Genomic DNA, 22,625 nt, shown 5'->3' with positions numbered 1-22,625 from the left:
GGGCCGCCCCGAGCCACTCCCGCGCAGTGAACGGCTCCGGTCCGGGCGATGGCGCGGACATGGCCTCCCGGAGGGGGTGGCCGGAGGGCGGCCCGGGACGCGAAAACGCCGACGCCATCGCCGTGGGGGCGGCGATGGCGTCGGCGGGTCCCGCGGCCGGGGAGAGGCCGCGGGAAGCGGTCAGACGGTCTGCTGGGCCTCGGGGAGGCCGGGGATCTCGGTGACGCCGGACAGCACGTGGGTCTGCGGGTGCCCGTCGAAGTCGGCCCGGCCGAGCTCGCCGGTCAGCACCCCGACGACGACCCCGGCCCCGGCGTTGCGGCCGGCCTGGACGTCCACCACGGTGTCACCGGCGGTCAGCACCCGGCGGGTGTCGATCACGCCGGTCTTCTCCATCGCCCGGTGGATCATGTACGGCGCCGGACGGCCGCGCGGCACCTCGTCCGAGGTGACCACGGCGTCCAGGTTGCCGCCCTCGCCGGTGGACCAGCCGATCGACTCCAGCAGCGGGTAGGCGACGTCGTCGCTGAACCCGGTGGTCAGCGCGACCTTGATGCCGCGGGCGCGCAGCTCGGCCAGTGCGGCCTCGACGCCCTCGATGGCCTGCGGCGGCGTGGCCCGGTAGGCCTCGCGCAGGAACTCGGCGAAGGCCGCGTAGCTCTCCTCGACCAGCTCCGGGGTCGGGGTGCCGCCCCCGATCCGGACCAGGGCGGCGATGGCCTCGCGCTTGTCGGTGCCCATCCAGGTCTGCAGGTCGGCCTCGGCGACGGTCACCCCGTTCCGCTCGACGGCGGTGCGCAGCGCCCGGTAGACGGCGCCGGACTCGTTGATGGTGGTACCGGCCATGTCCAGGACGGCGAGCTCGATCACGGTGGTCAGTCCTCTTCGGTGCGGTAGCGGCCGATCACGGTTCGGCCTTCGATGGTGTTCTCGATGGTGAAGGTGGCCATGGCCGGCAGGTAGCGGTCGTCGGCGTCCTCCAGCGGCACGCCCTGGCTGGACGTGGTGAGCCGGCGCACCCGCAGCAGCGGGTCCCCGGCGGCGACCCGGAGCAGGTCGGCGTCCTGCGGCCCGGCGGCGACGGCGTCGATGGTGTGCCGGGCGTGGTGCAGGTCGACCTCGCGGCGCAGCAGCTCCTGGTAGACCGAGCCGTGGTCCGGGTCGAAGTCGAACAGGATCCGGCCGACCTCGTGGACGAAGGTGGAGCGCTCCAGCATGGCCGGGACGCCGTCCAGCAGCCGCAGCCGGACGAGTTCGACCACCGGTTCGCCCTCGGCCAGGCCGAGCCGGGCCGCCGTCTCCGCGGACGCCCGTCGACGGGCCACCTCGACGGTGCTCTGCCCGGGTTCGCGGCCGATGGTGCGGGCCCACTGGGTGAAGGACAGGAACGTGCCGAAGGGCTGGGAGGGCGTGGTGCGGCGCGCCACCGGCGGCTTCCCGCGGCCGCCGACCAGGCTGCCCGCGCTGCGCAGCATGGCCAGGGCCTGGCGGACCGGGCCGCGGGAGGTGCCGAACTCGGCGCAGAGCTGTGACTCGCTGGGCACCGGCAGGCCCTCGGGCCACTCGCCGGACTCGATGCGGCGCAGGAACTCGGCGCCGAGCCGTTGGTGGAGAGGGAGGTCCTCACTTGTCTTCACAAGTTGACTATGGCACCCCGGGGCGGAACTTCTCAAGGCCGCGCGACCTGCGGTTTCACTTGTTCATCTGTTCGTCCCCGAAGGCCGTCGCCTGGGTGAACAGACGGTAACTTGTACATACATCTCTTGACTCCAGTCACCGGAAGCCCCTTAGCTGGCCCCATGAGCAGCACCGCATCCGCACACACCCCCGCCGCGTCCTCCGTCTCCAGTGACGTGGTGATCGTGGGCGCCGGCATCGTCGGCCTGGCCCACGCCTTCGAGGCCCTCAGCAACGGACTGTCCGTCACCGTGGTCGAGCGCGACCGCGAGCCGGTCGGCGCCTCGGTCCGCAACTTCGGCCACTGCTGCATCACCGCCCAGGACGGCGACCTGCTCGCCCTCGCCCGGCGGTCCCGGACCGGCTGGCTGCGCGCCGCCGAGGCGGCCGGCTTCTGGGCCGAGCAGGCGGGCGCCCTGGTGGTGGCCCGGTCGGCGACCGAGGCGGCCGTCCTGGAGGAGCTGAGCGCCGAACGCGGCGGCGACGCCGTGCGGTTGCGCACCGCCGCGCAGACCGCCGAGGCGCTCGGCCGCCCGCTCGACGCGGCCGGCGACCTGGTGGGCGGCGCGCTGCTGCCCGCCGACCTGCGGGTCAACCCGCGCGAGGCGGCGCCCGCGCTGGCCCGCTGGGTCGCGGAGCACTCGCGCGGCCGGGTGCTGTGGGGCACCGCCGTCACCGGCGTCGAGACCGGCGCCGTGCACACCACCCGCGGCCCGGTCCACGGTGACCGGATCCTGGTCTGCGTCGGCCACGACGTGGACTACCTGTTCCCGGACATCGCCGAGGACCACGGGATCGAGCGCTGCCGGCTGAGCATGGCGCGGGTCGAGGCCCCGGCCGGCTTCCGCACCAACTCCGCGGTGCTGACCGCCACGTCGATGCTCCGCTACGACGCCTTCACCGCCCAGCCGTCGGCCGCCCCGCTGCGCACCGAGGTGCTCGGCCACAGCGCGGAGCTGCTGGGGATCGGCGCCAATGTGATGTTCACCCGGCTGCCGGACGGCTCGGTGCTGGTCGGCGACTCGCACCACTACGACGCCACCACCCCGCCGTTCATCGACGAGCGGACGTACGAGCTGCTGATCGACGCCGTCGCCCGGGTGCTGGGCGTGCCGGAGCTGCGGGTGCTGGAGCGCTGGCAGGGCGTCTACGCCAGCAGCCCGCGCGGCCCGCTGCTGGTCCGCGACCTGGCCCCGGGCGTGCGGGCGATCTCGGTCACCTCGGGTGTCGGGATGACCCTCTCCTTCGGCCTCGCGGCCGCCACCTTCGACGGCACCCTGACCGCGACCGCCTGAGCCCACTTGTAGCGACAACCGGGCACCCTGGACCACCTGGGTGAACTGACGGAACCGGCCGGACCTGCGAAGGTCCGGCCGGTCCCTTGTCCGGACAAGTGCCGGACAGGCGCTCAGAACGCCGAGTGCTCGAACCAGAGCGCCAGCAGCTCCTGGTCCCCGGCCAGCTCCACGCCGGCCGCGGTGCGGTCGAGCCGCCGGTAGAGGAGCAGCAGCAGCTCGGCGGCGGTGGCCCGGACGGTGGCGTCGGCGGCCGTGTCGTCCTCGGTGCCGTCGCCCTGGTCGAGGCCGAAGCCGTCGGAGCGCAGCCGGACCAGCCAGTCGCCCTCGCCGTCGGTGCGGGCGAAGCGGATGGTGCGGTCCTCGCCGCGCAGCTCGGCCGTCCCGGGGGCGAAGAAGGCGGCGAACGGCAGGTTGGTCAGGAACTCGTCCACGCCGTCGGCGGCGAGCTCCGGGTCGATCTCCGCCGCCAGGCCGAGCGCGCGCTCGGCGTCCACGCGGTGGACCAGGGTCTCGAACAGCATCCGGCGGACCCAGAACCGGGCGTGCTGGTCGGCGCCCCAGGCCCACATCGGCTCGTCGAGGTCGCCCTCGGCGAAGGCCGCGGCGGCCTGCGCGGCGGCCTCGGCCAGCCAGTCCGGGAGGCCCTCGGGCCGTTCGGGCAGCCGCAGGTCCACGTCCCGGCTGAGCGGGCGCTCCTGGATCCGCTGGCGGATCAGCACGGTGAACCAGCGCTGCACGCTGCCGGCGTGCCGGACGAGGTCGGCGAGCGTCCAGTCCGGGCAGTCGGGCACCGGGAGGGTGAGGTCGGCGTCCCGTACGGCGGCGACGAAGCGGGCGGTCTCGGCGGCGACGGCGGCGCCGCGGTCCTGCGGGGTCATGAGGGTGGTCTCCAGTGCTCCGGGTGGCGCGGCGGCGCGGGCGGCCCGCGCCCGACGGCTTGTGCGCTCAATGTTTCATTTGCTGAAGCAATCGCGACGACGCTAGGCCTGAAAGGTTGAGCTTGTCAAGTAACTCTCCGGGTGCACACCGTCCCCGAGGAGCGGTCGTTGACCAGTGGACCGGCCGTCCCCAGCAGAGAGCGCGACCCCCTGTGTCCCAGCCCTTCGAACTTCCCGCCTTCTACCTGCCGCACCCCGCCCGCCGCAATCCCCACCTGGAACAGGCGCGCGAGCACTCCCGCCGCTGGGCCCGTGGGATGGGCATGCTGGAGGGCTCCGGCGTCTGGGAGCAGCGGGACCTCGACGCCCACGACTACCCGCTGCTGTGCGCGTACACCTACCCGGACTGCGACGGGGCCGAGCTGTCCCTGGTCACCGACTGGCACGTCTGGGTGTTCTTCTTCGACGACCACTTCCTGGAGACCTTCAAGCGCACCCGGGACCGGGTCGGCGCCCGGTCCCACCTCGACCGGCTGCCCGCCTTCATGCCGCCGGACCCCTCGGCCGGGACGCCCGAACCGCGGAACCCGGTGGAGGCGGGCCTCGCCGACCTCTGGCGGCGCACCGTCCCGGGCACCTCGGCGGACTGGCGGAAACGCTTCGCCCTGAGCACCGGGCACCTGCTCGACGAGTCGATCTGGGAACTGTCGAACATCGACATCGGTCGGATCCCCAACCCGGTCGAGTACATCGAGATGCGCCGCAAGGTGGGCGGCGCGCCCTGGTCGGCCGGGCTGGTGGAACACGCGGCGGGCGCCGAGATCCCGGCCGCGGTCGCGTACACCCGGCCGCTGCGGGTGCTCCGGGACACCTTCTCCGATGCGGTGCACCTGCGCAACGACCTGTTCTCCTACCAGCGCGAGATCGAGGAGGAGGGCGAACTGAGCAACGGTGTCCTGGTGTTGGAGACCTTCCTCGCCGTCTCCACCCAGGAGGCGGCGAACCGGGTCAACGACCTGGTGACCTCCCGGATGCAGCAGTTCGAGGACACCGTGCTCACCGAACTGGGCCCGCTGTTCGCCGAACACGGCCTCACCGCCGAGGAGACCGCCCGGGTGCTGGCGTACGTCAAGGGGCTGCAGGACTGGCAGGCGGGCGGCCACGAGTGGCACCTGCACTCCAGTCGCTACATGAACGGCGGTGGCCACCACGGCAGTTCGGGCCTCCCGCTGGGCACCCTCGGCACCTCGGCGCTGGACGTCCGGCGGCTGGTCGCCGCCACCGGCGCGCAGCGGGTCCGGAACTTCACCTTCGTCCCGCACCGGCGGACCGGCCCCTCCCTCGTCCCCGAACTCCGCCTCCCGGGCGCCCCGCGCCTCAACCGGCACGCGGACGAGGTCCGGCGCACGACGGTGGACTGGGCGCGCCGGGTGGGCATGTTCGCTCCGGAACCCCTCCTCGGCGGCCGCCCGCTCTGGACCGGGGAACGGCTCGACGACTACGACTTCGGCGGGTTCACGGCCTACACCCTCCCGGACGCCACCGCCGGACAGCTCGACCTGGTCGCGACCTTCGTCACCTGGGGCAGCTACGGCGACGACTACCTCTCCGCCGCCCACGGACACCGACGCGACCAGGCCGGCGCCGAAGCGGCCGTCGCACGCCTGCTGGCCATCGCCGCGCCGGACCCGGCCGGGCCGGTGGCACCCGCGAACGCGCTGGAACGCGGCCTCGCCGAGTTCTGGCCGCGCGCCACCGCCCGACTGTCACCGGCCGACCGCGACACCGTCCGGACCCTGCTCGCCGAGCTGCTGGACGGCTGGCTCACCGAGATCGCCGGCCTCGCCCACCACCGCGTCCCCGACCCGGTCGACTACCTGGAGACCCGCCGCCGGACCATCGGCAGCGGCTTCTTCCTCGCCCTCCCCGGCCTGCTGCGCCCGGCCCTGCCGGCCGCCCTCCTGGCGAGCGGCACGATGCGGGCGCTGGAGGACTCGGCCGCCGACCACGCCGGCCTGGTCAACGACCTGTTCTCGTACCAGCGGGAGATCGAGTTCGAGGGCGACTTCCACAACGCCTCCCTGGTCGTGCAGCACTTCCTCGACTGCGGGTACCCGGAGGCGGCGCGCATCGTCGGCGACCTGGTCACCGCCCGGCTCGACCAGTTCGAGCACCTGGCGGCCCGTGAACTGCCCGTGCTCTGCGCGGACCTGCGCCTCGACGGTGCCACCCGGCAGGCCGTCGACGACCACGTCCGCTACCTCCGGAACCTGATGACCGCCAACCTGCACTGGCACGGCGTCTCCCGCCGCTACCCGGAGGCCGACCTGCGCCGCCACCACGGCCGCGACCTGCCCCGGCCCACCGGCCTCGGCACCTCGGCCGCCCGGATCCCGCTGCCCACGGCCCGAGCCGGGGACGGGACTACCCGGCCGGCGCCGGGCGGACGGTGAGGCCGGGGCGGCGGCGGTGGACGGTGAGGTAGACCAGGCCGTCCCCGCCCGCCGCCACGGCCCGGCGGGCGCCGCGCGGGAGCCAGGCGGTGCAGCCGGGGGAGAGCGGCTGCCCGGTGCCGTCCGTCTCCAACCGGCCGCTCCCGTCGAGTACTTGGAGCAGCACGTCGAGGTCCGGTTCGACGTGCGCGGGGACCTCGGCGTCCGCCGGGAGGCGGATGATGTTGGCGTCCAGCTGGCGGCCGTCCTCCTGCAGCCGCCACAGCGCCCCGCCGCGGTCGGCGGGGGTCTGCCGGAGCAGGGAATCCAGCCGGGTGAGCACACCTGGTCCGGGGTCGGGCGTCAACGGGGCCTCCTGAGGGCGGGCGGGAGCGGCCCGAGGATTCTACGGAGGAGGGCGGGCGCCCGGCTCAGCCTGCGTCGAGCAGCCGGGCGAGCGCGTGGTCGAGGTCGAGGTGCTCGGACTCCGACCCGGCCGGCACCAGCGTGAAGGAGTCCGAGAGGAAGGCCGTGACCAGTTCCTCCGGGGCGCTGACCACGGCCCGCCCGACCGGCCCCCGCAGGGTGATCAGCACCTCACCCGCCGGACCCGGCCGGACCTGCACGTCGCCGCTGCCGACCGGGGTGAGCCGGCCCTCGTTCAGCAGCTCCCGGCTGAAGTACCAGCACACCCGGGCGGTGTCCCCGGTGCACCGGCACGGGGTGAGCGGGAACGCCAGGCAGGCGGCGTACGGCAGGCTCGCGTCGAAGCGCAGCTGGGCCTCGATCGGGACGTCGGGCGCCGCGCTGTCGGGGAAGGTGACGGGCACCGGGCGGACGGTGGACAACTGCATCGATTCGGCCTCCTGTGGTCACGGCGCGCCCGACCGGCACGCTCCGGCCTACCTGGGGGCGCCTACCCGGTGCGCCGCGTGGCAGCCGAGGGGGGAGGAATCTCCACAATTCCCGCGCATCGCCCGTCCGCGCGGACCATCAGCCGTCAACTCTGGGCCAGCGCTTTCACTCCCAGGAATGAAACGGCGGGCTGTCCGGAGCCCTCGGCCCGACCACGGCGGCACCGGGCCGACGGAGGCTGGAACCACGCCCCCGCACCCCTCCCGAACGGAGCCCGTCCGTGACCCGCCCCCGCCCCCTCCGGGCAGCCGCCGCGCTGCTGCTCTCCGCCGCCCTCGCGGGCTGCGCCGGCTCCGGCACCCCGTCGAACAGCGCCTCCGGCTCGGTGGCCGACGCGGCCCTGACCAGCCCCGCCGCGCCCAGCGGCAACGCCGCCGTCCAGGTCACCATCAAGGACTTCGCCTTCGCCCCCGCCGCCCTGACGGTGAGCCCCGGCCAGAGCGTCACCGTGGTCAACCAGGACTCCGCCGCCCACACCCTCACCGCCGACGACAAGTCCTTCGACACCGGCCCGATCCAGCCCGGCGCCTCCGCCACCTTCACCGCCCCGCAGAGCGGCGCCCACCCGTACATCTGCACCATCCACCCGTTCATGCACGGCACCCTCACCGTCGGCTGAGCGGCCCGGGACCACCCGACTGCCCGCCCCGCCGCCCGGGTGAACGGGCGGCGCGGCGGGACGGACGGACCGGGGGCCGGACGGCCCGAAGGCGATGATCTGCGGGATCCCGGAGGCCCTCACCGTCGGAGGCGGACATGCGGATCCTGCTCCTCGCCAGCGCGTTCAACAGTCTCAGCCAGCGCCTGCACGCCGAACTGCGCGACCGACGCCACCAGGTGGACGTCCAACTGGCCGGTGACCAAGACGAGTTGACGGCTGCGGTGGACCGGCTGCGGCCGGACCTGCTGCTCGCGCCGATGCTGCGCAGCGCGATCCCGCGGGAGGTCTGGTCCCGGCTCACCTGCCTGATCGTCCACCCCGGCCCGCCCGGCGACCGCGGTCCCTCCTCGCTGGACCGGGCGATCCAGGACGGCCGCACCGAGTGGGGCGTCACCGTGCTCCAGGCCGAGGAGGAGATGGACGCCGGACCGGTCTGGGCCTGGGCGCCCTGCCGTCTGCCCGGGCGCGGGAAGAGCGACCTCTATCGCAACGAGGTCTCCGACGCGGCCGTGGCCGCCGCGCTGCTCGCCGTGGAGCGGGTCGCCTCCGGCACCCACGCGCCCCAGCCGCAGCACGGCCCCGGCTGGCAGGGGACCGTCCGCACCCGGCCGGTCCTGCGCCAGGCCGAGCGCCGGATCGACTGGACCGCCGACTCCACCGAGGCGGTGCTGCGCCGGCTGCGCGCCGCCGACTCCCAGCCCGGGGTGCTGGACGACCTGTGCGGCGCTGAGTGGTACCTGCACGGCGGCCACCCCGAGCCGCTGCTGCGCGGCCGCCCGGGCGACCTGCTCGCCACCCGGGCCGGCGCCGTCTGCCGGGCTACCCCGGACGGAGCAGTGTGGCTCCCCGAACTTCGCCGCCGCCGCACCCCGGGCGGGCCCGCGACCTTCAAGCTCCCGGCCGTGACGGCGCTCGGCGCCCTGCTGCCGCCCGTCCCGGAGCGTTCGGCGCCGCTGATGCCGGAGCCGGGCGAGCGCGCCGGCTGGTCGGACCTGCGCTACCGCGAGGACGGCCCGGTGGGCTTCCTGCACTTCTCCTTCCCCGGCGGCGCGATGTCCGCCGACCACTGCCGCCGGCTGCGGGCGGCCTACCGCTTCGCGCTCGGCCGCCCGACCTCGGTGCTGGTGCTGGGCGGCGGCCGGGACTTCTTCTCCAACGGCATCCACCTCAACGTCATCGAGGCCGCCGAGGACCCGGCCGCCGAGTCCTGGGCCACCATCACCGCGATGGACGACCTGGTCGCCGAGGTGCTCACCACCACCGACCGGCTGGTGGTCGCCGCCCTCGGCGGCAACGCCGCGGCCGGCGGGGTGATGCTGGCGCTGGCCGCCGACGAGGTGTGGTGCCGCCGCGGCGCCGTGCTCAACCCGCACTACCGGCTGATGGGGCTGTACGGCTCGGAGTACTGGACGTACACCCTGCCGCGCCGAGTGGGCGCGGCGGAGGCCGAGCGGCTGACCCGCCAGGCCCTCCCGGTGTCCACGACCACCGCCGAACGGCTCGGCCTGGTCGACCGGGTGCTCGACGCCGGGCCGGAGGGCTTCGGCCCCGCCGCGGCCCGACTGGCCGGGCTGCTCGCCGCCTCACCCGGCGCCCAGCGCCGGATCGCGGCGAAGAAGGCGGCGCGCGAGGCCGACGAGCGGGTGAAGCCGCTCGCCGCGTACCGGGAGGAGGAGCTCACGGTCATGCACCGGCAGTTCTTCGCACCCGAATCGCCGTACCACGCGCTGCGGTCCGCATTCGTGCGCAAGCGCCCGGTGCCCGCCGGGCTCCGCGCCCGGCTGTGACCCGAACGGCCCCACCGGCCTTGCGCGCACCGGGCGGTCCCGCCCGCCGCGCGGAGCGGCGGCCGTCCCCCAGCGTTGCTATGACTGGGTCCGAGCCACTCACCCCGGCTCCCATCCCCGAGGAGGCATCCTCATGGGTGCTGCAACAACCGACACCGACGTGGTGCACATTCTCTGGATCAACGCGGGCCTCAGCTGCGACGGCGACTCCGTCTCGCTGACCGCCGCGATGCAGCCCAGCATCGAGGAGATCGTCACCGGCGCGCTGCCCGGCCTGCCGAAGGTCGCCGTGCACTGGCCGCTGATCGACTTCGAGTGCGGCCCGGTCCAGGGCGCGGACAACTTCGTCGAATGGTTCTTCAAGGCCGACCGCGGCGAGCTCGAACCGTTCGTGCTGGTCGTCGAGGGGTCGATCCCCAACGAGAAGATCAAGAAGGAGGGCTACTGGTGCGGCTTCGGCGACGACCCCGCCACCGGCCAGCCCATCACCACCAGTGAGTGGCTCGACCGGCTCGCCTCCAAGGCGACCGCCGTGGTCGCGATCGGCACCTGCGCCACGTACGGCGGCATCCACGCGATGGCCGGCAACCCGACCGGCGCGATGGGCGTGCCGGACTACCTCGGCTGGGACTGGAAGTCCAAGGCCGGACTGCCGATCGTCTGCGTCCCGGGCTGCCCGATCCAGCCCGACAACTTCGCCGAGACCCTGACCTACCTGCTCTACCAGCTGGCCGGCTCCGCGCCGATGATCCCGCTCGACGACAAGCTGCGGCCCGCCTGGCTGTTCGGCGCCACCGTGCACGAGGGCTGCGACCGCGGCGGCTACTACGAACAGGGCCAGTTCGCCACCGACTACGGCACCCCCGAGTGCCTGGTGCGGCTCGGCTGCTGGGGCCCGGTCGTCAAGTGCAACGTCACCAAGCGCGGCTGGATCAACGGCGTCGGCGGCTGCCCGAACGTGGGCGGCATCTGCATCGCCTGCACCATGCCCGGCTTCCCGGACAAGTTCATGCCCTTCATGGACCCGCCGCCCGGCGCACGCGTCTCCACCGGCGCCAGCACCGTGTACGGCGCGGTGATCCGCCGACTGCGCGCGATCACCCAGCAGACCGTCGACAAGGAACCCAAGTGGCGCCGCACCGGCCGCCAGCTGACCACGGGTTACCGCCCGCCCTGGTGACAGCGGAGGGCCGCACACCGCCCCCGGTGTGCGGCCCCCGTCGGCCGCCGCCCGGCCAGTGGAACCCGCAGACCCCGTAGACAAGGAAACGCAGAGACGATGGCAACACCGACGACCAGGGCGGCCGGCGACGGCAGCGGCCTGACCGAGATGTCGTGGGATCCGATCACCCGGATCGTGGGCAGCCTGGGCATCCACACGAAGATCGACTTCAAGCAGAAGCGGGTCGCGGAGTGCTACAGCACCTCCTCGGTCTTCCGCGGCTACAGCGTCTTCATGCGCGGCAAGGACCCGCGCGACGCCCACTTCATCACCAGCCGGATCTGCGGGATCTGCGGCGACAACCACGCCACCTGCTCGGTCTACACCCAGAACATGGCCTACGGGGTGAAGCCCCCGCACCTGGGCGAATGGATCATCAACCTCGGCGAGGCCGCCGAGTACATGTTCGACCACAACATCTTCCAGGAGAACCTGGTCGGGGTCGACTACTGCGAGAAGATGGTCCGCGAGACCAACCCGGGCGTCCTCGAACTCGCCGAACGCACCGAGGCCCCGCACGCCGGCGACCACGGCTACAAGACCATCGCCGACATCATGCGCTCGCTCAACCCGATCGAGGGCGAGTTCTACCGCGAGGCGCTCCAGGTCAGCCGGTACACCCGGGAGATGTTCTGCCTGATGGAGGGCCGCCACGTGCACCCCTCCACGCTCTACCCGGGCGGCGTCGGCACGGTCGCCACCGTGCAGCTGTTCACCGACTACCTGACCCGGCTGATGCGCTACGTCGAGTTCATGAAGAAGGTCGTGCCGCTGCACGACGACCTCTTCGACTTCTTCTACCAGGCGCTGCCCGGCTACGAGGAGGTCGGCCGGCGCCGGGTCCTGCTCGGCTGCTGGGGCAGCCTCAACGACCCCGACCACTGCGACTTCACCTACCGCAACATGACCGACTGGGGCCGACGGATGTTCGTCACCCCCGGCGTCGTGGTGGACGGCAAGCTGGTCACCAACGACCTGACGCAGATTAACCTCGGCATCCGGATCCTGCTCGGCAGCTCCTACTACGAGGACTGGCAGGGCAAGGAACAGTTCGTCACCCACGACCCGCTCGGCAACCCGGTCGACCCCCGGCACCCGTGGAACCAGCACACCATCCCCCAGCCGCAGAAGCGCAACTTCGACGACAAGTACAGCTGGGTGATGTCCCCGCGCTGGTTCGACGGCAAGGACCACCTCGCCCTGGACACCGGCGGCGGCCCGATCGCCCGACTGTGGTCCACCGCGCTCTCCGGCCTGGTCGACATCGGCTACGTCAAGGCCACCGGCCACAGCGTCGTGATCAACCTGCCCCGCTCGATGACCAAGCCCGAGGTCAGCTTCGAGTGGAAGATCCCGCAGTGGAGCAACGCCATCGAGCGCAACCGCGCCCGCACCTACTTCCAGGCCTACGCGGCCGCCGCCGCCCTGCACTTCGCCGAGAAGGCGCTCGACGAGGTCCGCGCCGGGCGCAGCCAGACCTGGGAGCGCTTCGAGGTCCCGGACGAGTCCATCGGCTGCGGTTTCACCGAGGCCGTGCGCGGCGTGCTCTCGCACCACATGGTGATCCGCGACGGCAAGATCGCCAACTACCACCCGTACCCGCCCACCCCGTGGAACGCCAGCGTGCGGGACAGCTACGGCACGCCCGGACCGTACGAGGACGCGGTGCAGAACACCCCGATCTTCGAGGAGAACTCCCCGGAGAACTTCAAGGGCATCGACATCATGCGCGCCGTGCGCAGCTTCGACCCCTGTCTGCCCTGCGGCGTGCACATGTACGTCGGCAACGGCCGTACCCTGAAGACCATGCACGTGCCCACCGGCCTGAGCGGGCTCACCGCATGACGGCCGAACAGACCGGGCTGCGGATCCAGCAGGCCCTGGACGCACTGGCCGGCAGCGGCGCCGAGCAGGCGGGCGAGCAACTCGTCCGCGACCTGATGGAGTTCTACGGCGAGGGGCTGGCCAGACTCGTTCCGGCGCTGCCGCCGCCCGCCCTGGAACGGATGCTGGACGACCCGGCGGTCGCCGGGCTGCTGCTCCTGCACGACCTGCACCCCGAGGACGTGACCGCCCGGATCGGCCGGGCGCTGGCCGACCTGCCCGAGCGGATCGAGGTGCTCGGCTTCGACCCCGCGACCGGCGCCCTGCGGCTGCGCCGCACGGCCACCGGCTGCGGCTGCGGGGAACAGGAGGTGGAGGCCGCCCTCGCCCGCCACGTGCCCGAGGTGACCGCCCTGGACCTGGAGCGCGCCCCGCAACTGCTCCAGATCGGCAGCCGCCCGCCGCAGCCCGCGGAGGCCCGGTGAACACCCGCAGGGTCTCCCGGGACGGGACCGCCCTGCTGCGCCGACTGCGCGAGCCGGCCCCGCCGCGCCCCGAGCAGTGCGGCCTGTGCGGCCGCGACCTGCCCCCCGGCCACCGCCACCTGGTCGACGTCGAGGACCGCGCGCTGGCCTGCAGCTGCACCGCCTGCGGCCTGCTGTTCGAGCAGCCGGGCGCGGCCGGCGGCCGCTACCGCACCGTCCCGGACCGGGTCCTCACCGACCCGGACGGCACGGTCGACGAGCGGGCCTGGTCGGTGCTGGGCGTCCCGGTCGGCACCGTCTTCCTGTTCCGCAACGCCGTGCTGGACCGGCTGCTCGCCTTCTACCCCGGGCCGGCCGGCGCCACCGAGAGCGAGGTGGACCAGGAGGCCTGGCAGCGCGCCCTGGGCGCGAACCGGCTGGCCGCCGCCCTGGAACCGGACGTGGAGGCGCTGCTGCTGCGCCGCACGGAGGGGCGGGTGGCCTGCTTCCTGGTGCCGATCGACGTCTGCTATGAACTGGTCGGCCGGCTCCGGCGGTGCTGGCACGGCTTCGACGGCGGAGCCGAGGCGCAGGCCGAACTGGACGCGTTCTTCGGGCAGTTGACCGTCCGGGCCCGCCCGCTGCCGACGGCGGTGACGGCGTGACGACGCTCGGCTTCGCCTGCACCGGGGTGCGCTCCGACCCGTACGCGGCCGGGCCCACCCTGGTGCTCCGGCTGCGGATCACGGCGCCCGCCGACACCCAGGTGCACGCCCTCGCACTGCAGTGCCAGCTGCGGATCGAACCCGCCCGCCGGCCGTACGGCGACGCCGAGGGCGAGCGGCTGACCGACCTGTTCGGCGGCCGGGAGCGCTGGGCGACCACGCTCAACCCGATCCAGTTCGCCACCGTGCCGCTGCTGGTGCCCGGCTTCACCGGGGAGACCGAGGCCGACCTCGTCGTCCCGGCCAGCTACGACCTGGAGGTGGCCGGCGCCCGGTACTTCCGGGCACTGGACGGCGGCGAGGTGCCGCTGCTGCTGCTGTTCTCCGGCACCGCCTTCGCCGGGCCCGGCGGCTTCCAGGTCACCCCCGTGCCCTGGGACAAGGAGGCCCGGGTGCGGATGCCGGTCCGGGTCTGGCGGGAGGCCGTCGACCGGCACTTCCCCGGCTGCGGCTGGCTGCGGCTGCCCGAGGACGTCCTCGACGAACTGCTGGCCTACCGCTCCCGCCGGGCGCTGCCCTCCTGGGAGGCGACGGTGCGCGAACTGCTGGCCGGCGCCGAGGTGGCGGAGGGGGCCCGGTGAACGGCTTCCCCGAGGGCATCGAGCGCGGCTTCGCGGCCGCCCGGCAGATCGCCGACGCGGTGCTGCTGGAGGGCTATGTGCTCTACCCCTACCGCGCCTCGGCCGCCAAGAACCGGCTGCGCTGGCAGTTCGGCGTCCTGGTGCCGCCCGAGTACACCGCACAGGGCGGCGAGCACTCCCACCAGCGCACCGAATGCGTGATGGAGGCGCGCGCCGACGACCGGCTGGCGGTCGAGCTGCGCTTCCTGCGGGTCCAGCGGCGCACCGTCGAACAGGCCACCGCCAACGGGCAGTTCGAGCCGGTGGAGCGGCTGGAGCTGGCCGACCGGGTGCTGGTCGAATGGGACGAGGGCGTCGAGGAGCGAATCGAACTGCTGCTGCCGGTCGAGGAGTTGACCGGCACGGGAGGGCAGCAGCACGGCTTCCGGCTGCCGGGCGTCGGCAGCACCGAGCTGCTGCACGAGCAGGGCACGGCGGTCGGCCGGCTGGTGCGGCGGCGCGAACAGGTCGACGGGCTGGTGCGGTTGCGGGTCGAGGAACTGCCCGGCCCGTACCGCGCCCAGCGGCTCACCGTCGAGGTGGAGAACGCCTCCACCTGGACGCCGCGCCGCAAGGCCGGCCGCGAGGAGGCGCTGCCGCGCTCCCTGGTCTCCGTCCACCTGCTGCTCGGACTGGAGCACGGCCGCTTCCTCTCGGTCACCGACCCGCCCGAGTGGGCCCGCCCGGCCGTCCAGCGCTGCCGCAACAAGCACACCTGGCCGGTGCTGGCCGGCGCCGACGGCGACAACCGGGTGCTGCTGTCCTCGCCGATCATCCTGGAGGACCATCCGAGGATCGCCCCGGAGAGCCTCGGCACCCTCTACGACGCCACCGAGATCGACGAGATCCTGGCGCTGCGCACGGCGGCCCTGACCGAGGACGAGAAGCGCGAGGCCCGGGGCACCGACGACCGGGCCGGTGCGGTGGTCGACCTGGCCGAGTCGATGCCGCCCGAGGTGCTGGAACGGCTGCACGGCGCGGTCCGGGGGCTGCGCGAGATCACCGGCGACTCCGGCCCCGAGCAGCCCTGGTGGGACCCGGGCGGCGACCCGACGGTGGATCCCGAGCGGGACCGGGTGCTGGTCGACGGCCGGTCGGTCGGCGCGGGCAGCCGGGTGGTGCTGCGACCCGGACGGCGACGCACCGACGCCCAGGACCTCTTCCTGGCCGGGCGGACCGGCGTCGTCGAGGCGGTCCTGCACGACGTCGACGGCTCGGTGCACCTGGCCGTCACGGTGGAGGACGACCCGGGCGCGGACCTCTGGCGGGCCCAGGGGCGCTTCCGGTACTTCCAGCCCGACGAGGTCACCCCGCTGGAGGAGTCATGACGGACGGGAAGGTGCTGGTCGCCGGGGTCGGCAACATCTTCCTCGGCGACGACGGCTTCGGCGTCGAGACCGTCCGGCGGCTGGCCGCCCACCCGCTGCCGGCGGGCGTCGAGCTGGTCGACGTCGGGGTGCGCGGCGTCGACCTGGCCTACCGGCTGCTCGACGGCTACCGCACCGCCGTCCTGGTGGACGCCACCTGCCGCGGCGGCGCACCTGGCACCGTCTACCTGATCGAGGCGGCCGCCGAACCGCTGGAGGTGCCCGTCCTGGACGGCCACCGGATGGGCCCGGACGCCGTCCTCGGGCTGCTCGCCACGCTCGCGGCCGGCACCGGGGGCTCGGCGCCGGAACGGGTGCTGGTGGTCGGCTGCGAACCGGCGTCGCTGGAGGAGGGCATCGGGCTGAGCGAACCCGTCGCCGCCGCCGTCGAGCAGGCCGTCCGGATGGTGCTCCGGGTCGTGGCGGAGGAGAGCACGCAGCCGGAGAGGAGGACGACACCATGCTGAGGAAACTGTTCTGCGCGGTCCTGCTGACCGGGATCGGCGCGCTGGTCTGGCAGAGCCTGCCGGACCTCAAGCGGTACCTGAAGATCTCCCGGATGTGAGTCGCGGATTGCTGCGAACGGTGCAGCCCCGGGTGCGGTGGCGGCGCGGCTTCGGGCCGTGGCCGCCACCGACCCCTGTAATGGGGCGCGTTGCCGCCCGCCGTGGGAAGGGACCGATGCACGAGATGTCGATCGCCGCCGCCGTCGTCGAGCAGGTGGACGAGGCCGCCCGGCGGCACGGGGCCCCCGGGGTGGCGCGAGTGCGGTTGCAGGTGGGCGAGTTGGCCGGGGTGGTCGCCGAGGCCCTCGACTTCTGCTTCGAACTGGCCTGCGCCGGAACCCTGGTGGAGGGCGCGGCGCTGGACACCGAGCCGGTGACGGCGCGGGCCCGCTGCGCGCCCTGCGCGGTCGAATGGGCCGTCGGCATGCCGCCGGACCTCGGCTGCCCGAACTGCCGTACCGGCGGCAACGTCCACCTGCTCGCCGGGCGCGAGCTCCAGATCCTCGACGTCGAGTGGGCCCGGCGCCCGCCGGCCGGGCAGAAAGGCTGATCCCGATGTGCGAGACGGGCCACACGGTCGACCTCCGGCGGGCGGTCCTCGCCCGCAACGACGACAGCGCCCGCGGCCTGCGGGCCGCGCTCGCCGCCCGCGGCACCGCCGCGGTCAATCTGCTCTCCAGCCCGGGCAGCGGCAAAACCGCCCTGCTGGAGGCCGAGTTGGGGCTCGCCCGGCGGCGCGGGATCCCGGTCGCCGCGCTCACCGCCGACCTCGCCACCGAGAACGACGCGCTACGGCTGGCCCGTTCGGGCGCGCCGGTGAAGCAGGTGCTGACCGACGGGCTCTGCCACCTGGAGGCGCGGATGCTGGCCGGGCACCTGGACGGCTGGCTGCCCGAGGACTGCCGGCTGCTGTTCGTGGAGAACGTCGGCAACCTGGTCTGCCCGGCCTCCTACGACCTCGGCGAGACGCTGCGGGTGGTGCTGGCCTCGGTCACCGAGGGCGAGGACAAGCCACTGAAGTACCCGACCGCGTTCGGGCTGGCCAACCTCGTCCTGGTGACCAAGACGGACATCGCCGCGGCGGTGGAGTTCGACGAGGCGACGTTCCTGGCGAACGTCCAGCGGGTCAACCCCGGGGTGGAGGTGGTGCGCACCTCGGCGCGCAGCGGGGAGGGGGTCGGGACGCTGCTGGAGCGGGCGTCGGGCGTGCTGGACGGCGCGGTGCCGCACCGGCCGGTGATGGCGGCGGCCGGGCACGACGGGCACGTCCACGGCGGGCACGCGCACGACGGGCACACGGACGAGGGGCACGCGCACGACGGGCATGGGCACGGGACACCCGCGGGGCACCACCACGCGGCGCCGGAGACCCCGTGACCGCGCTCGACCGTGAGCGGCGCCGAGTCGCCGTCCGCGGCCTGGTGCAGGGCGTCGGCTTCCGGCCGTTCGTCTTCGCGCTGGCCGGGGAGCTGGGGCTCGACGGCAGCGTCACCAACACCGGCGAGGGCGTGCTCGCCGAGGTCGAGGGCAGCCCGGCGGCCCTGGACGCGTTCTGCCACCGGCTGGCCGCCGACGCGCCCCCGCTCGCCCGGGTCGCCTCGATCGAGCACGCGCCGCTCGCCGCCACCGGCACCCCCGGCTTCACCATCACCCCCTCCCGCACCGACGGCCCGCGCGCCACCCTGATCCCGCCCGACGTGGCGACCTGCGCCGACTGCCTGGCCGAACTCACCGACCCGGCCGACCGGCGCCACCGGCACCCGTTCATCAGCTGCACCAACTGCGGCCCCCGGCACACCATCGTGACCGGCCTGCCGTACGACCGCGGCAACACCACCATGGCCGGCTTCCCGATGTGCCCGGACTGCGCCCGCGAGTACGCCGACCCCGCCGACCGCCGCTTCCACGCCCAGCCCGTCGCCTGCCACGCCTGCGGCCCCCGGCTCACCCTGACCGTGTCCGGGCGGGCCGCCCTCGACGGCGAGGACGCCCTCGGCGAGGCCCGGCGGCTGCTGGCCGACGGGGCGGTCCTCGCCGTCAAGGGCATCGGCGGCTACCACCTCGCCTGCGACGCGCGCGACACCGCGGCCGTCGCCCTGCTGCGCCGGCGCAAGCGGCGTGGCGACAAGCCCTTCGCGGTGATGGCCCGCGACCTCGCCACCGTCGAGGAACTACGGCCGCTCGGGCCGGTCGAGCGGGAACTGCTCACCGGCCCGGTCCGGCCGATCGTCCTGCTGCGCCGCCCCGGCGGCTTCGCGGCGGAACTCCCGGCGGTCGCCCCCGGCAGCCCCGACCTCGGGGTGCTGCTCCCGTACACCCCGCTGCACCACCTGCTGCTCGCCGCCCCCGGGCCCGACCTGCTGGTGATGACCAGCGCCAACCTCTCCGGGGAGCCGATCGTCACCGACGACCGGCAGGCGCTCACCGCGCTCGCCCCGCTGGTGGACGGCTGGCTCAGCCACGACCGGCCGATCCACGTGCCCTGCGAGGACTCGGTGGTGCGGGTGGTGGACGGCGAACTGCTGCCGCTGCGCCGCTCGCGCGGGTACGCCCCGCTGCCGCTCCCGCTGCCGGTGCCGGTCCGGCCGGTGCTCGCGGTCGGCGGCGACCTCAAGAACGCCTTCGCGCTGGCCCGGGACGGCTACGCCTGGCTGTCCGGGCACATCGGCGACATGGACGACCTGGCCACCCTGCGCGCCTTCGACCGCGCCGTCGAGCAGCTCGGCACGGTCAGCGGGGTGCGGCCCGACCTGCTGGTCGCCGACCGGCATCCCGGCTACCGCTCGGTCCGGCACGCCGAGCGCACCGCCGCCGGCCGGCCGCTGCGCCGGGTGCAGCACCACCACGCCCACATCGCCGCAGTGCTGGCCGAACACGGACTGGACGGCGGCCGCCCGGTGCTCGGGGTGGCCTTCGACGGCACCGGCTACGGCGAGGACGGCGCGATCTGGGGCGGCGAGGTGCTGCTGGCCGACTACGACGGCTTCCGCCGCCTCGCCCACCTCGACTACGTACCGCTGCCGGGCGGGGACGCCGCGGTGCGGCGCCCGTACCGGACGGCGCTCGCCCACCTGCGCGCGGCCGGGCTGCCCTGGGCCGCCGGGCTGCCGCCGGTCCGGGCCTGCCCGGACGAGGAACTGCGGCTGCTGGAACGTCAGTTGGCGCGCGGGCTGAACTGCGTGCCGACCTCCAGCATGGGCCGGCTGTTCGACGCGGTGTCCTCGCTGGCCGGGATCTGCCACCGGGCCGGGTACGAGGCCCAGGCGGCGATCGAACTGGAGGCGGCGGCCGCGGAGTTCGGCCCGGCCGCGGGCTACGACTTCGGGCTGGACGCCCGCCGGGACGGCTGGACCGCCGATCCCGGACCGGTGCTGGCCGGGGTGGTCGCGGACGTGACGGCGGGCGCACCGGTCGGGCTGGTCGCCGCGCGCTTCCACACCGCGGTGGCCGACCTGGTCCGGCGGATCTGCGCGGTCGTCCGGGACCGGCACGGCACCGGCACGGTCGCGCTCAGCGGCGGCGTCTTCGCCAACGCGCTGCTCTCCTCGGCCTGCGCGCGCGGCCTCGGGGAGGACGGCTTCACCGTGCTGCGGCACCGCCGGGTGCCGCCCAACGACGGAGGGCTGGCGCTCGGCCAGCTGATGGTGGCCGGCCGGTCGTCGGCCGCCCGGGAGGAGTGAGAGCGGATGTGCCTGGCGGTGCCCGGCAGGGTGACGGAGATCGGGGAGCGGGACGGGACCCGGATGGCGGTGATGGACTTCGGCGGGGTGGTCAAGGACGTGTGCCTGGAGTACCTGCCCGATCTGGGGGTGGGGGAGTACGCGATCGTCCACGTGGGCTTCGCGCTGCAGCGCCTGGACGAGGAGTCGGCCCGGCGGACCCTGGCGCTGTTCGAGGAACTCGGGCTGCTGCAGGAGGAGTTCGGCGACCCGTGGGAAGCGGCGGCGGACGGGCCGTCGGACGGGCCGTCGGACGGGCCGGCGGTCGGGCCGGCGGTCGGGCCGGCGGGAGCGGCCGGCATGGTCGAGGAGGGCGGCGAGCGGTGAAGTACCTGGAGGAGTTCCGCAACCCCGAGCTGGCGGCGGGCCTGCTCGCCGACATCAGGGCGACGGTCACCCGGCCGTGGGCGCTGATGGAGGTGTGCGGCGGCCAGACGCACAGCATCATCCGGCACGCCATCGACCAACTCCTGCCGGACGAGGTCGAGTTGATCCACGGTCCGGGCTGCCCGGTGTGCGTCACCCCGCTGGAGGTGATCGACCGGGCGCTGGCGATCGCCGCCCGGCCCGAGGTGATCTTCTGCTCCTTCGGGGACATGCTGCGGGTGCCCGGCACCGACCGCGACCTGTTCCGGGTCCGGGGCGAGGGCGGTGACGTCCGGGTGGTGTACTCGCCGCTGGACGCGCTGCGGATCGCCCGGGAGAACCCGGACCGGGAGGTGGTCTTCTTCGGCATCGGCTTCGAGACCACCGCCCCGCCCAACGCGATGGCCGTCCACCAGGCCCGGAAGCAGGGCGTGGGCAACTTCAGCATGCTGGTCTCGCACGTCCGGGTGCCCCCGGCGATCGACGCGATCATGGCCTCGCCGGACTGCCGGGTGCAGGCCTTCCTGGCCGCCGGGCACGTGTGCAGCGTGATGGGCACCGCCGAGTACCCGGCGCTCGCCGAGCGCCACCGGGTGCCGATCGTGGTCACCGGCTTCGAGCCGCTGGACATCCTGGAAGGAATCCGGCGCACCGTACGGCAGTTGGAGCGCGGCGAGCACACCGTCGACAACGCCTACCCGCGGGCCGTCCGGGCGGAGGGCAACCCGGCCGCCCGGGCGATGCTGGAGGACGTCTTCGAGGTGACCGACCGCCCCTGGCGGGGCATCGGCGTGATCCCGCGCAGTGGCTGGCGGCTCGCCCCGGCCTACCGGGACCACGACGCCGAGCACCGCTTCGACGTCGCGGGCATCCGGACCAGCGAGCCCGCCCAGTGCCGGGCCGGTGAGGTGCTGCAAGGCCTGCTGAAGCCCCACCAGTGCGAGGCCTTCGGCACGGTCTGCACCCCGCGCACCCCGCTCGGCGCCACCATGGTCTCCAGCGAAGGGGCCTGCGCCGCGTACTACCTCTACCGGCGGCTGAGCGCGCCGAACCCCGCCCAGGAGGCGAGCCCCGTTGGCTGACACCGAGATCCTGACGGAACCCGCGCCCGACTTCTCCGGCTGGAGCTGCCCGCTGCCGCTGCGCGACCACCCCCGGGTGGTGATGGGCCACGGGGGCGGCGGGGCGATGTCCGCCGAGCTGGTGGAGAACCTCTTCGCGCCCGCGTTCGGCGGTCCGGCGCTGGCGGGCCTCGGCGACTCCGCCGTGCTGGAGCTGGGCGGCGCCCGGCTGGCCTTCTCCACCGACTCCTACGTTGTGCGGCCGCTGTTCTTCCCCGGCGGCTGCATCGGGGACCTCGCGGTCAACGGCACGGTCAACGACCTGGCCATGAGCGGGGCCCGGGCGGCCTACCTGTCCTGCGGCTTCATCCTGGAGGAGGGGGTGGAGATGGCGGTGGTCGACCGGGTGGCCCGGGCGCTCGGCGCCGCCGCCCGTACCGCCGGGGTGGAGGTGGCCACCGGGGACACCAAGGTGGTCGAGGCCGGGCACGGGGACGGCGTCTACCTGAACACCGCCGGCATCGGGCTCGTCCCGGCCGGGGTGGACATCCGGCCGCAGCGGGCCCGGCCGGGCGACGTGGTGATCGTCAGCGGGCCGATCGGGCTGCACGGGGTGGCGATCATGAGCGTCCGGGAGGGGCTGGAGTTCGGGGTCGAGGTGCGCAGCGACTGCGCGGCGCTGGGCGGCCTGGTCGGGGCGATGCTGGCGGCGACCCGCGATCTGCACGTGCTGCGCGACCCCACCCGGGGCGGACTGGCGGCGGCGCTCAACGAGATCGCGGCGGCGGCCGGGGTGGGGGTCGTGGTGAGCGAGCGGGCCGTGCCGGTCCCGGAGCCGGTGGCCAACGCCTGCGGCCTGCTCGGCCTGGATCCGATGTACGTCGCGAACGAGGGCAAGCTGGTCGCCTTCGTCCCGCGCGGCGAGGCGGAGGCCGTGCTCGCCGCGATGCGGGCGCACCCGCTGGGCGCGGAGGCGGTGGTGATCGGCGAGTGCGTCGAGGACCACCCCGGGATGGTCGTCGCCCGGACCGGCTTCGGCGGCACCCGGGTGGTCGACCTGCCGATCGGGGAGCAGCTGCCGCGGATCTGCTGAGCCCGGTGTG

23 protein-coding genes are annotated in these 22,625 nt (G+C 74.3%); 18 read left to right on the top strand and 5 right to left on the bottom strand.

Features of this window, described 5'->3' with window-relative positions:
• Positions 1-180 precede the first annotated feature (180 nt).
• Both ABTZ03_RS01715 and ABTZ03_RS01710 read right to left on the bottom strand, forming a co-directional pair.
• Positions 181-870, bottom strand: coding sequence for a phosphonatase-like hydrolase (locus tag ABTZ03_RS01715; protein WP_350510846.1), 690 nt, complete (start codon positions 868-870; stop codon positions 181-183).
• Positions 871-875: 5 nt separating this feature from the next.
• Complete coding sequence (locus ABTZ03_RS01710; protein ID WP_350510845.1) at positions 876-1,637, bottom strand: GntR family transcriptional regulator; 762 nt, start codon at positions 1,635-1,637, stop codon at positions 876-878.
• A 162-nt stretch (positions 1,638-1,799) separates the two neighbouring features.
• Between ABTZ03_RS01710 and ABTZ03_RS01705 the strand changes: the two genes are divergently transcribed.
• A complete protein-coding gene (locus ABTZ03_RS01705) occupies positions 1,800-2,972 on the top strand; it encodes a TIGR03364 family FAD-dependent oxidoreductase (RefSeq protein ID WP_350510844.1) in 1,173 nt (390 codons plus the stop codon).
• 113 nt (positions 2,973-3,085) lie between these two features.
• Here ABTZ03_RS01705 and ABTZ03_RS01700 read toward each other — a convergent pair whose 3' ends face one another.
• A complete protein-coding gene (locus ABTZ03_RS01700) occupies positions 3,086-3,853 on the bottom strand; it encodes a maleylpyruvate isomerase family mycothiol-dependent enzyme (protein WP_350510843.1) in 768 nt (255 codons plus the stop codon).
• Between the two features lie 212 nt (positions 3,854-4,065).
• On the opposite strand from ABTZ03_RS01700, the gene ABTZ03_RS01695 reads away from it, so the two are divergent.
• Complete coding sequence (locus ABTZ03_RS01695; protein ID WP_350510842.1) at positions 4,066-6,306, top strand: terpene synthase family protein; 2,241 nt, start codon at positions 4,066-4,068, stop codon at positions 6,304-6,306.
• Here the strand turns inward: ABTZ03_RS01695 and ABTZ03_RS01690 are convergent.
• Together ABTZ03_RS01690 and ABTZ03_RS01685 are read right to left on the bottom strand one after the other, a co-directional pair.
• Entirely contained in the window at positions 6,278-6,652 is a 375-nt protein-coding gene (locus tag ABTZ03_RS01690) for a cupin domain-containing protein (protein WP_350510841.1), read from the bottom strand. The two genes, ABTZ03_RS01695 and ABTZ03_RS01690, sit on opposite strands and share 29 nt — an antisense overlap.
• A 64-nt stretch (positions 6,653-6,716) precedes the next feature.
• Positions 6,717-7,139 carry an SsgA family sporulation/cell division regulator gene (locus ABTZ03_RS01685; protein WP_350510840.1) on the bottom strand — a complete coding sequence of 141 codons (423 nt, stop codon included), beginning with the start codon at positions 7,137-7,139 and terminating at the stop codon, positions 6,717-6,719.
• A 281-nt stretch (positions 7,140-7,420) separates the two neighbouring features.
• On the opposite strand from ABTZ03_RS01685, the gene ABTZ03_RS01680 reads away from it, so the two are divergent.
• From ABTZ03_RS01680 to hypE, 16 genes are all read left to right on the top strand, one after another.
• Positions 7,421-7,819 (top strand): cupredoxin domain-containing protein, encoded by a 399-nt coding sequence (locus tag ABTZ03_RS01680; protein WP_350510839.1) that lies wholly within the window; start codon positions 7,421-7,423, stop codon positions 7,817-7,819.
• Positions 7,820-7,956: 137 nt separating this feature from the next.
• Positions 7,957-9,648, top strand: coding sequence for a hydrogenase maturation protein (locus tag ABTZ03_RS01675; RefSeq protein ID WP_350510838.1), 1,692 nt, complete (start codon positions 7,957-7,959; stop codon positions 9,646-9,648).
• A 133-nt stretch (positions 9,649-9,781) separates the two neighbouring features.
• The gene (locus ABTZ03_RS01670; RefSeq protein WP_350510837.1) at positions 9,782-10,828 is read left to right on the top strand and encodes an NADH-quinone oxidoreductase subunit B family protein; all 1,047 of its coding nucleotides are present in this window, start codon (positions 9,782-9,784) and stop codon (positions 10,826-10,828) included.
• Between the two features lie 99 nt (positions 10,829-10,927).
• Entirely contained in the window at positions 10,928-12,715 is a 1,788-nt protein-coding gene (locus ABTZ03_RS01665; protein ID WP_350510836.1) for a nickel-dependent hydrogenase large subunit, read from the top strand.
• Positions 12,712-13,179, top strand: coding sequence for a NifU-related iron-sulfur-binding protein (locus ABTZ03_RS01660; RefSeq protein ID WP_350510835.1), 468 nt, complete (start codon positions 12,712-12,714; stop codon positions 13,177-13,179). Before ABTZ03_RS01665 ends, ABTZ03_RS01660 begins: the two co-directional genes overlap by 4 nt.
• Positions 13,176-13,823 carry a DUF5947 family protein gene (locus ABTZ03_RS01655; protein WP_402419836.1) on the top strand — a complete coding sequence of 216 codons (648 nt, stop codon included), beginning with the start codon at positions 13,176-13,178 and terminating at the stop codon, positions 13,821-13,823. Before ABTZ03_RS01660 ends, ABTZ03_RS01655 begins: the two co-directional genes overlap by 4 nt.
• Positions 13,820-14,464, top strand: coding sequence for a DUF6084 family protein (locus ABTZ03_RS01650; RefSeq protein WP_350510834.1), 645 nt, complete (start codon positions 13,820-13,822; stop codon positions 14,462-14,464). The genes ABTZ03_RS01655 and ABTZ03_RS01650 overlap by 4 nt, the downstream gene beginning before the upstream one ends.
• A complete protein-coding gene (locus tag ABTZ03_RS01645) occupies positions 14,461-15,831 on the top strand; it encodes a hypothetical protein (protein WP_350510833.1) in 1,371 nt (456 codons plus the stop codon). The genes ABTZ03_RS01650 and ABTZ03_RS01645 overlap by 4 nt, the downstream gene beginning before the upstream one ends.
• A complete protein-coding gene (locus tag ABTZ03_RS01640) occupies positions 15,828-16,337 on the top strand; it encodes a hydrogenase maturation protease (RefSeq protein WP_350510832.1) in 510 nt (169 codons plus the stop codon). The genes ABTZ03_RS01645 and ABTZ03_RS01640 overlap by 4 nt, the downstream gene beginning before the upstream one ends.
• A complete protein-coding gene (locus ABTZ03_RS44210) occupies positions 16,331-16,435 on the top strand; it encodes a DUF6893 family small protein (RefSeq protein WP_502894363.1) in 105 nt (34 codons plus the stop codon). Before ABTZ03_RS01640 ends, ABTZ03_RS44210 begins: the two co-directional genes overlap by 7 nt.
• 116 nt (positions 16,436-16,551) lie before the next feature.
• The gene (hypA, locus tag ABTZ03_RS01635) at positions 16,552-16,926 is read left to right on the top strand and encodes a hydrogenase maturation nickel metallochaperone HypA (RefSeq protein ID WP_350510831.1); all 375 of its coding nucleotides are present in this window, start codon (positions 16,552-16,554) and stop codon (positions 16,924-16,926) included.
• A 5-nt stretch (positions 16,927-16,931) separates the two neighbouring features.
• Positions 16,932-17,753 carry a hydrogenase nickel incorporation protein HypB gene (gene hypB / locus ABTZ03_RS01630; protein WP_350510830.1) on the top strand — a complete coding sequence of 274 codons (822 nt, stop codon included), beginning with the start codon at positions 16,932-16,934 and terminating at the stop codon, positions 17,751-17,753.
• Positions 17,750-20,056: a carbamoyltransferase HypF gene (gene hypF / locus ABTZ03_RS01625; RefSeq protein ID WP_350510829.1), complete on the top strand. Its 2,307-nt coding sequence runs from the start codon at positions 17,750-17,752 to the stop codon at positions 20,054-20,056. Before hypB ends, hypF begins: the two co-directional genes overlap by 4 nt.
• Positions 20,057-20,062: 6 nt before the next feature.
• The gene (locus tag ABTZ03_RS01620; protein WP_350510828.1) at positions 20,063-20,422 is read left to right on the top strand and encodes a HypC/HybG/HupF family hydrogenase formation chaperone; all 360 of its coding nucleotides are present in this window, start codon (positions 20,063-20,065) and stop codon (positions 20,420-20,422) included.
• Complete coding sequence (hypD, locus tag ABTZ03_RS01615; RefSeq protein ID WP_350510827.1) at positions 20,419-21,543, top strand: hydrogenase formation protein HypD; 1,125 nt, start codon at positions 20,419-20,421, stop codon at positions 21,541-21,543. Before ABTZ03_RS01620 ends, hypD begins: the two co-directional genes overlap by 4 nt.
• Positions 21,536-22,615: a hydrogenase expression/formation protein HypE gene (hypE, locus tag ABTZ03_RS01610; protein ID WP_350510826.1), complete on the top strand. Its 1,080-nt coding sequence runs from the start codon at positions 21,536-21,538 to the stop codon at positions 22,613-22,615. Before hypD ends, hypE begins: the two co-directional genes overlap by 8 nt.
• Positions 22,616-22,625: the final 10 nt, after the last annotated feature.

Origin of the sequence: Kitasatospora sp. NPDC096077 (assembly GCF_040303245.1) — a bacterium.
Classification (GTDB): Bacteria; Actinomycetota; Actinomycetes; order Streptomycetales; family Streptomycetaceae; genus Kitasatospora.
The sequence above is the reverse complement of the archived record's forward strand: the minus strand, read 5'-3'. Positions and strand labels throughout refer to the sequence as shown.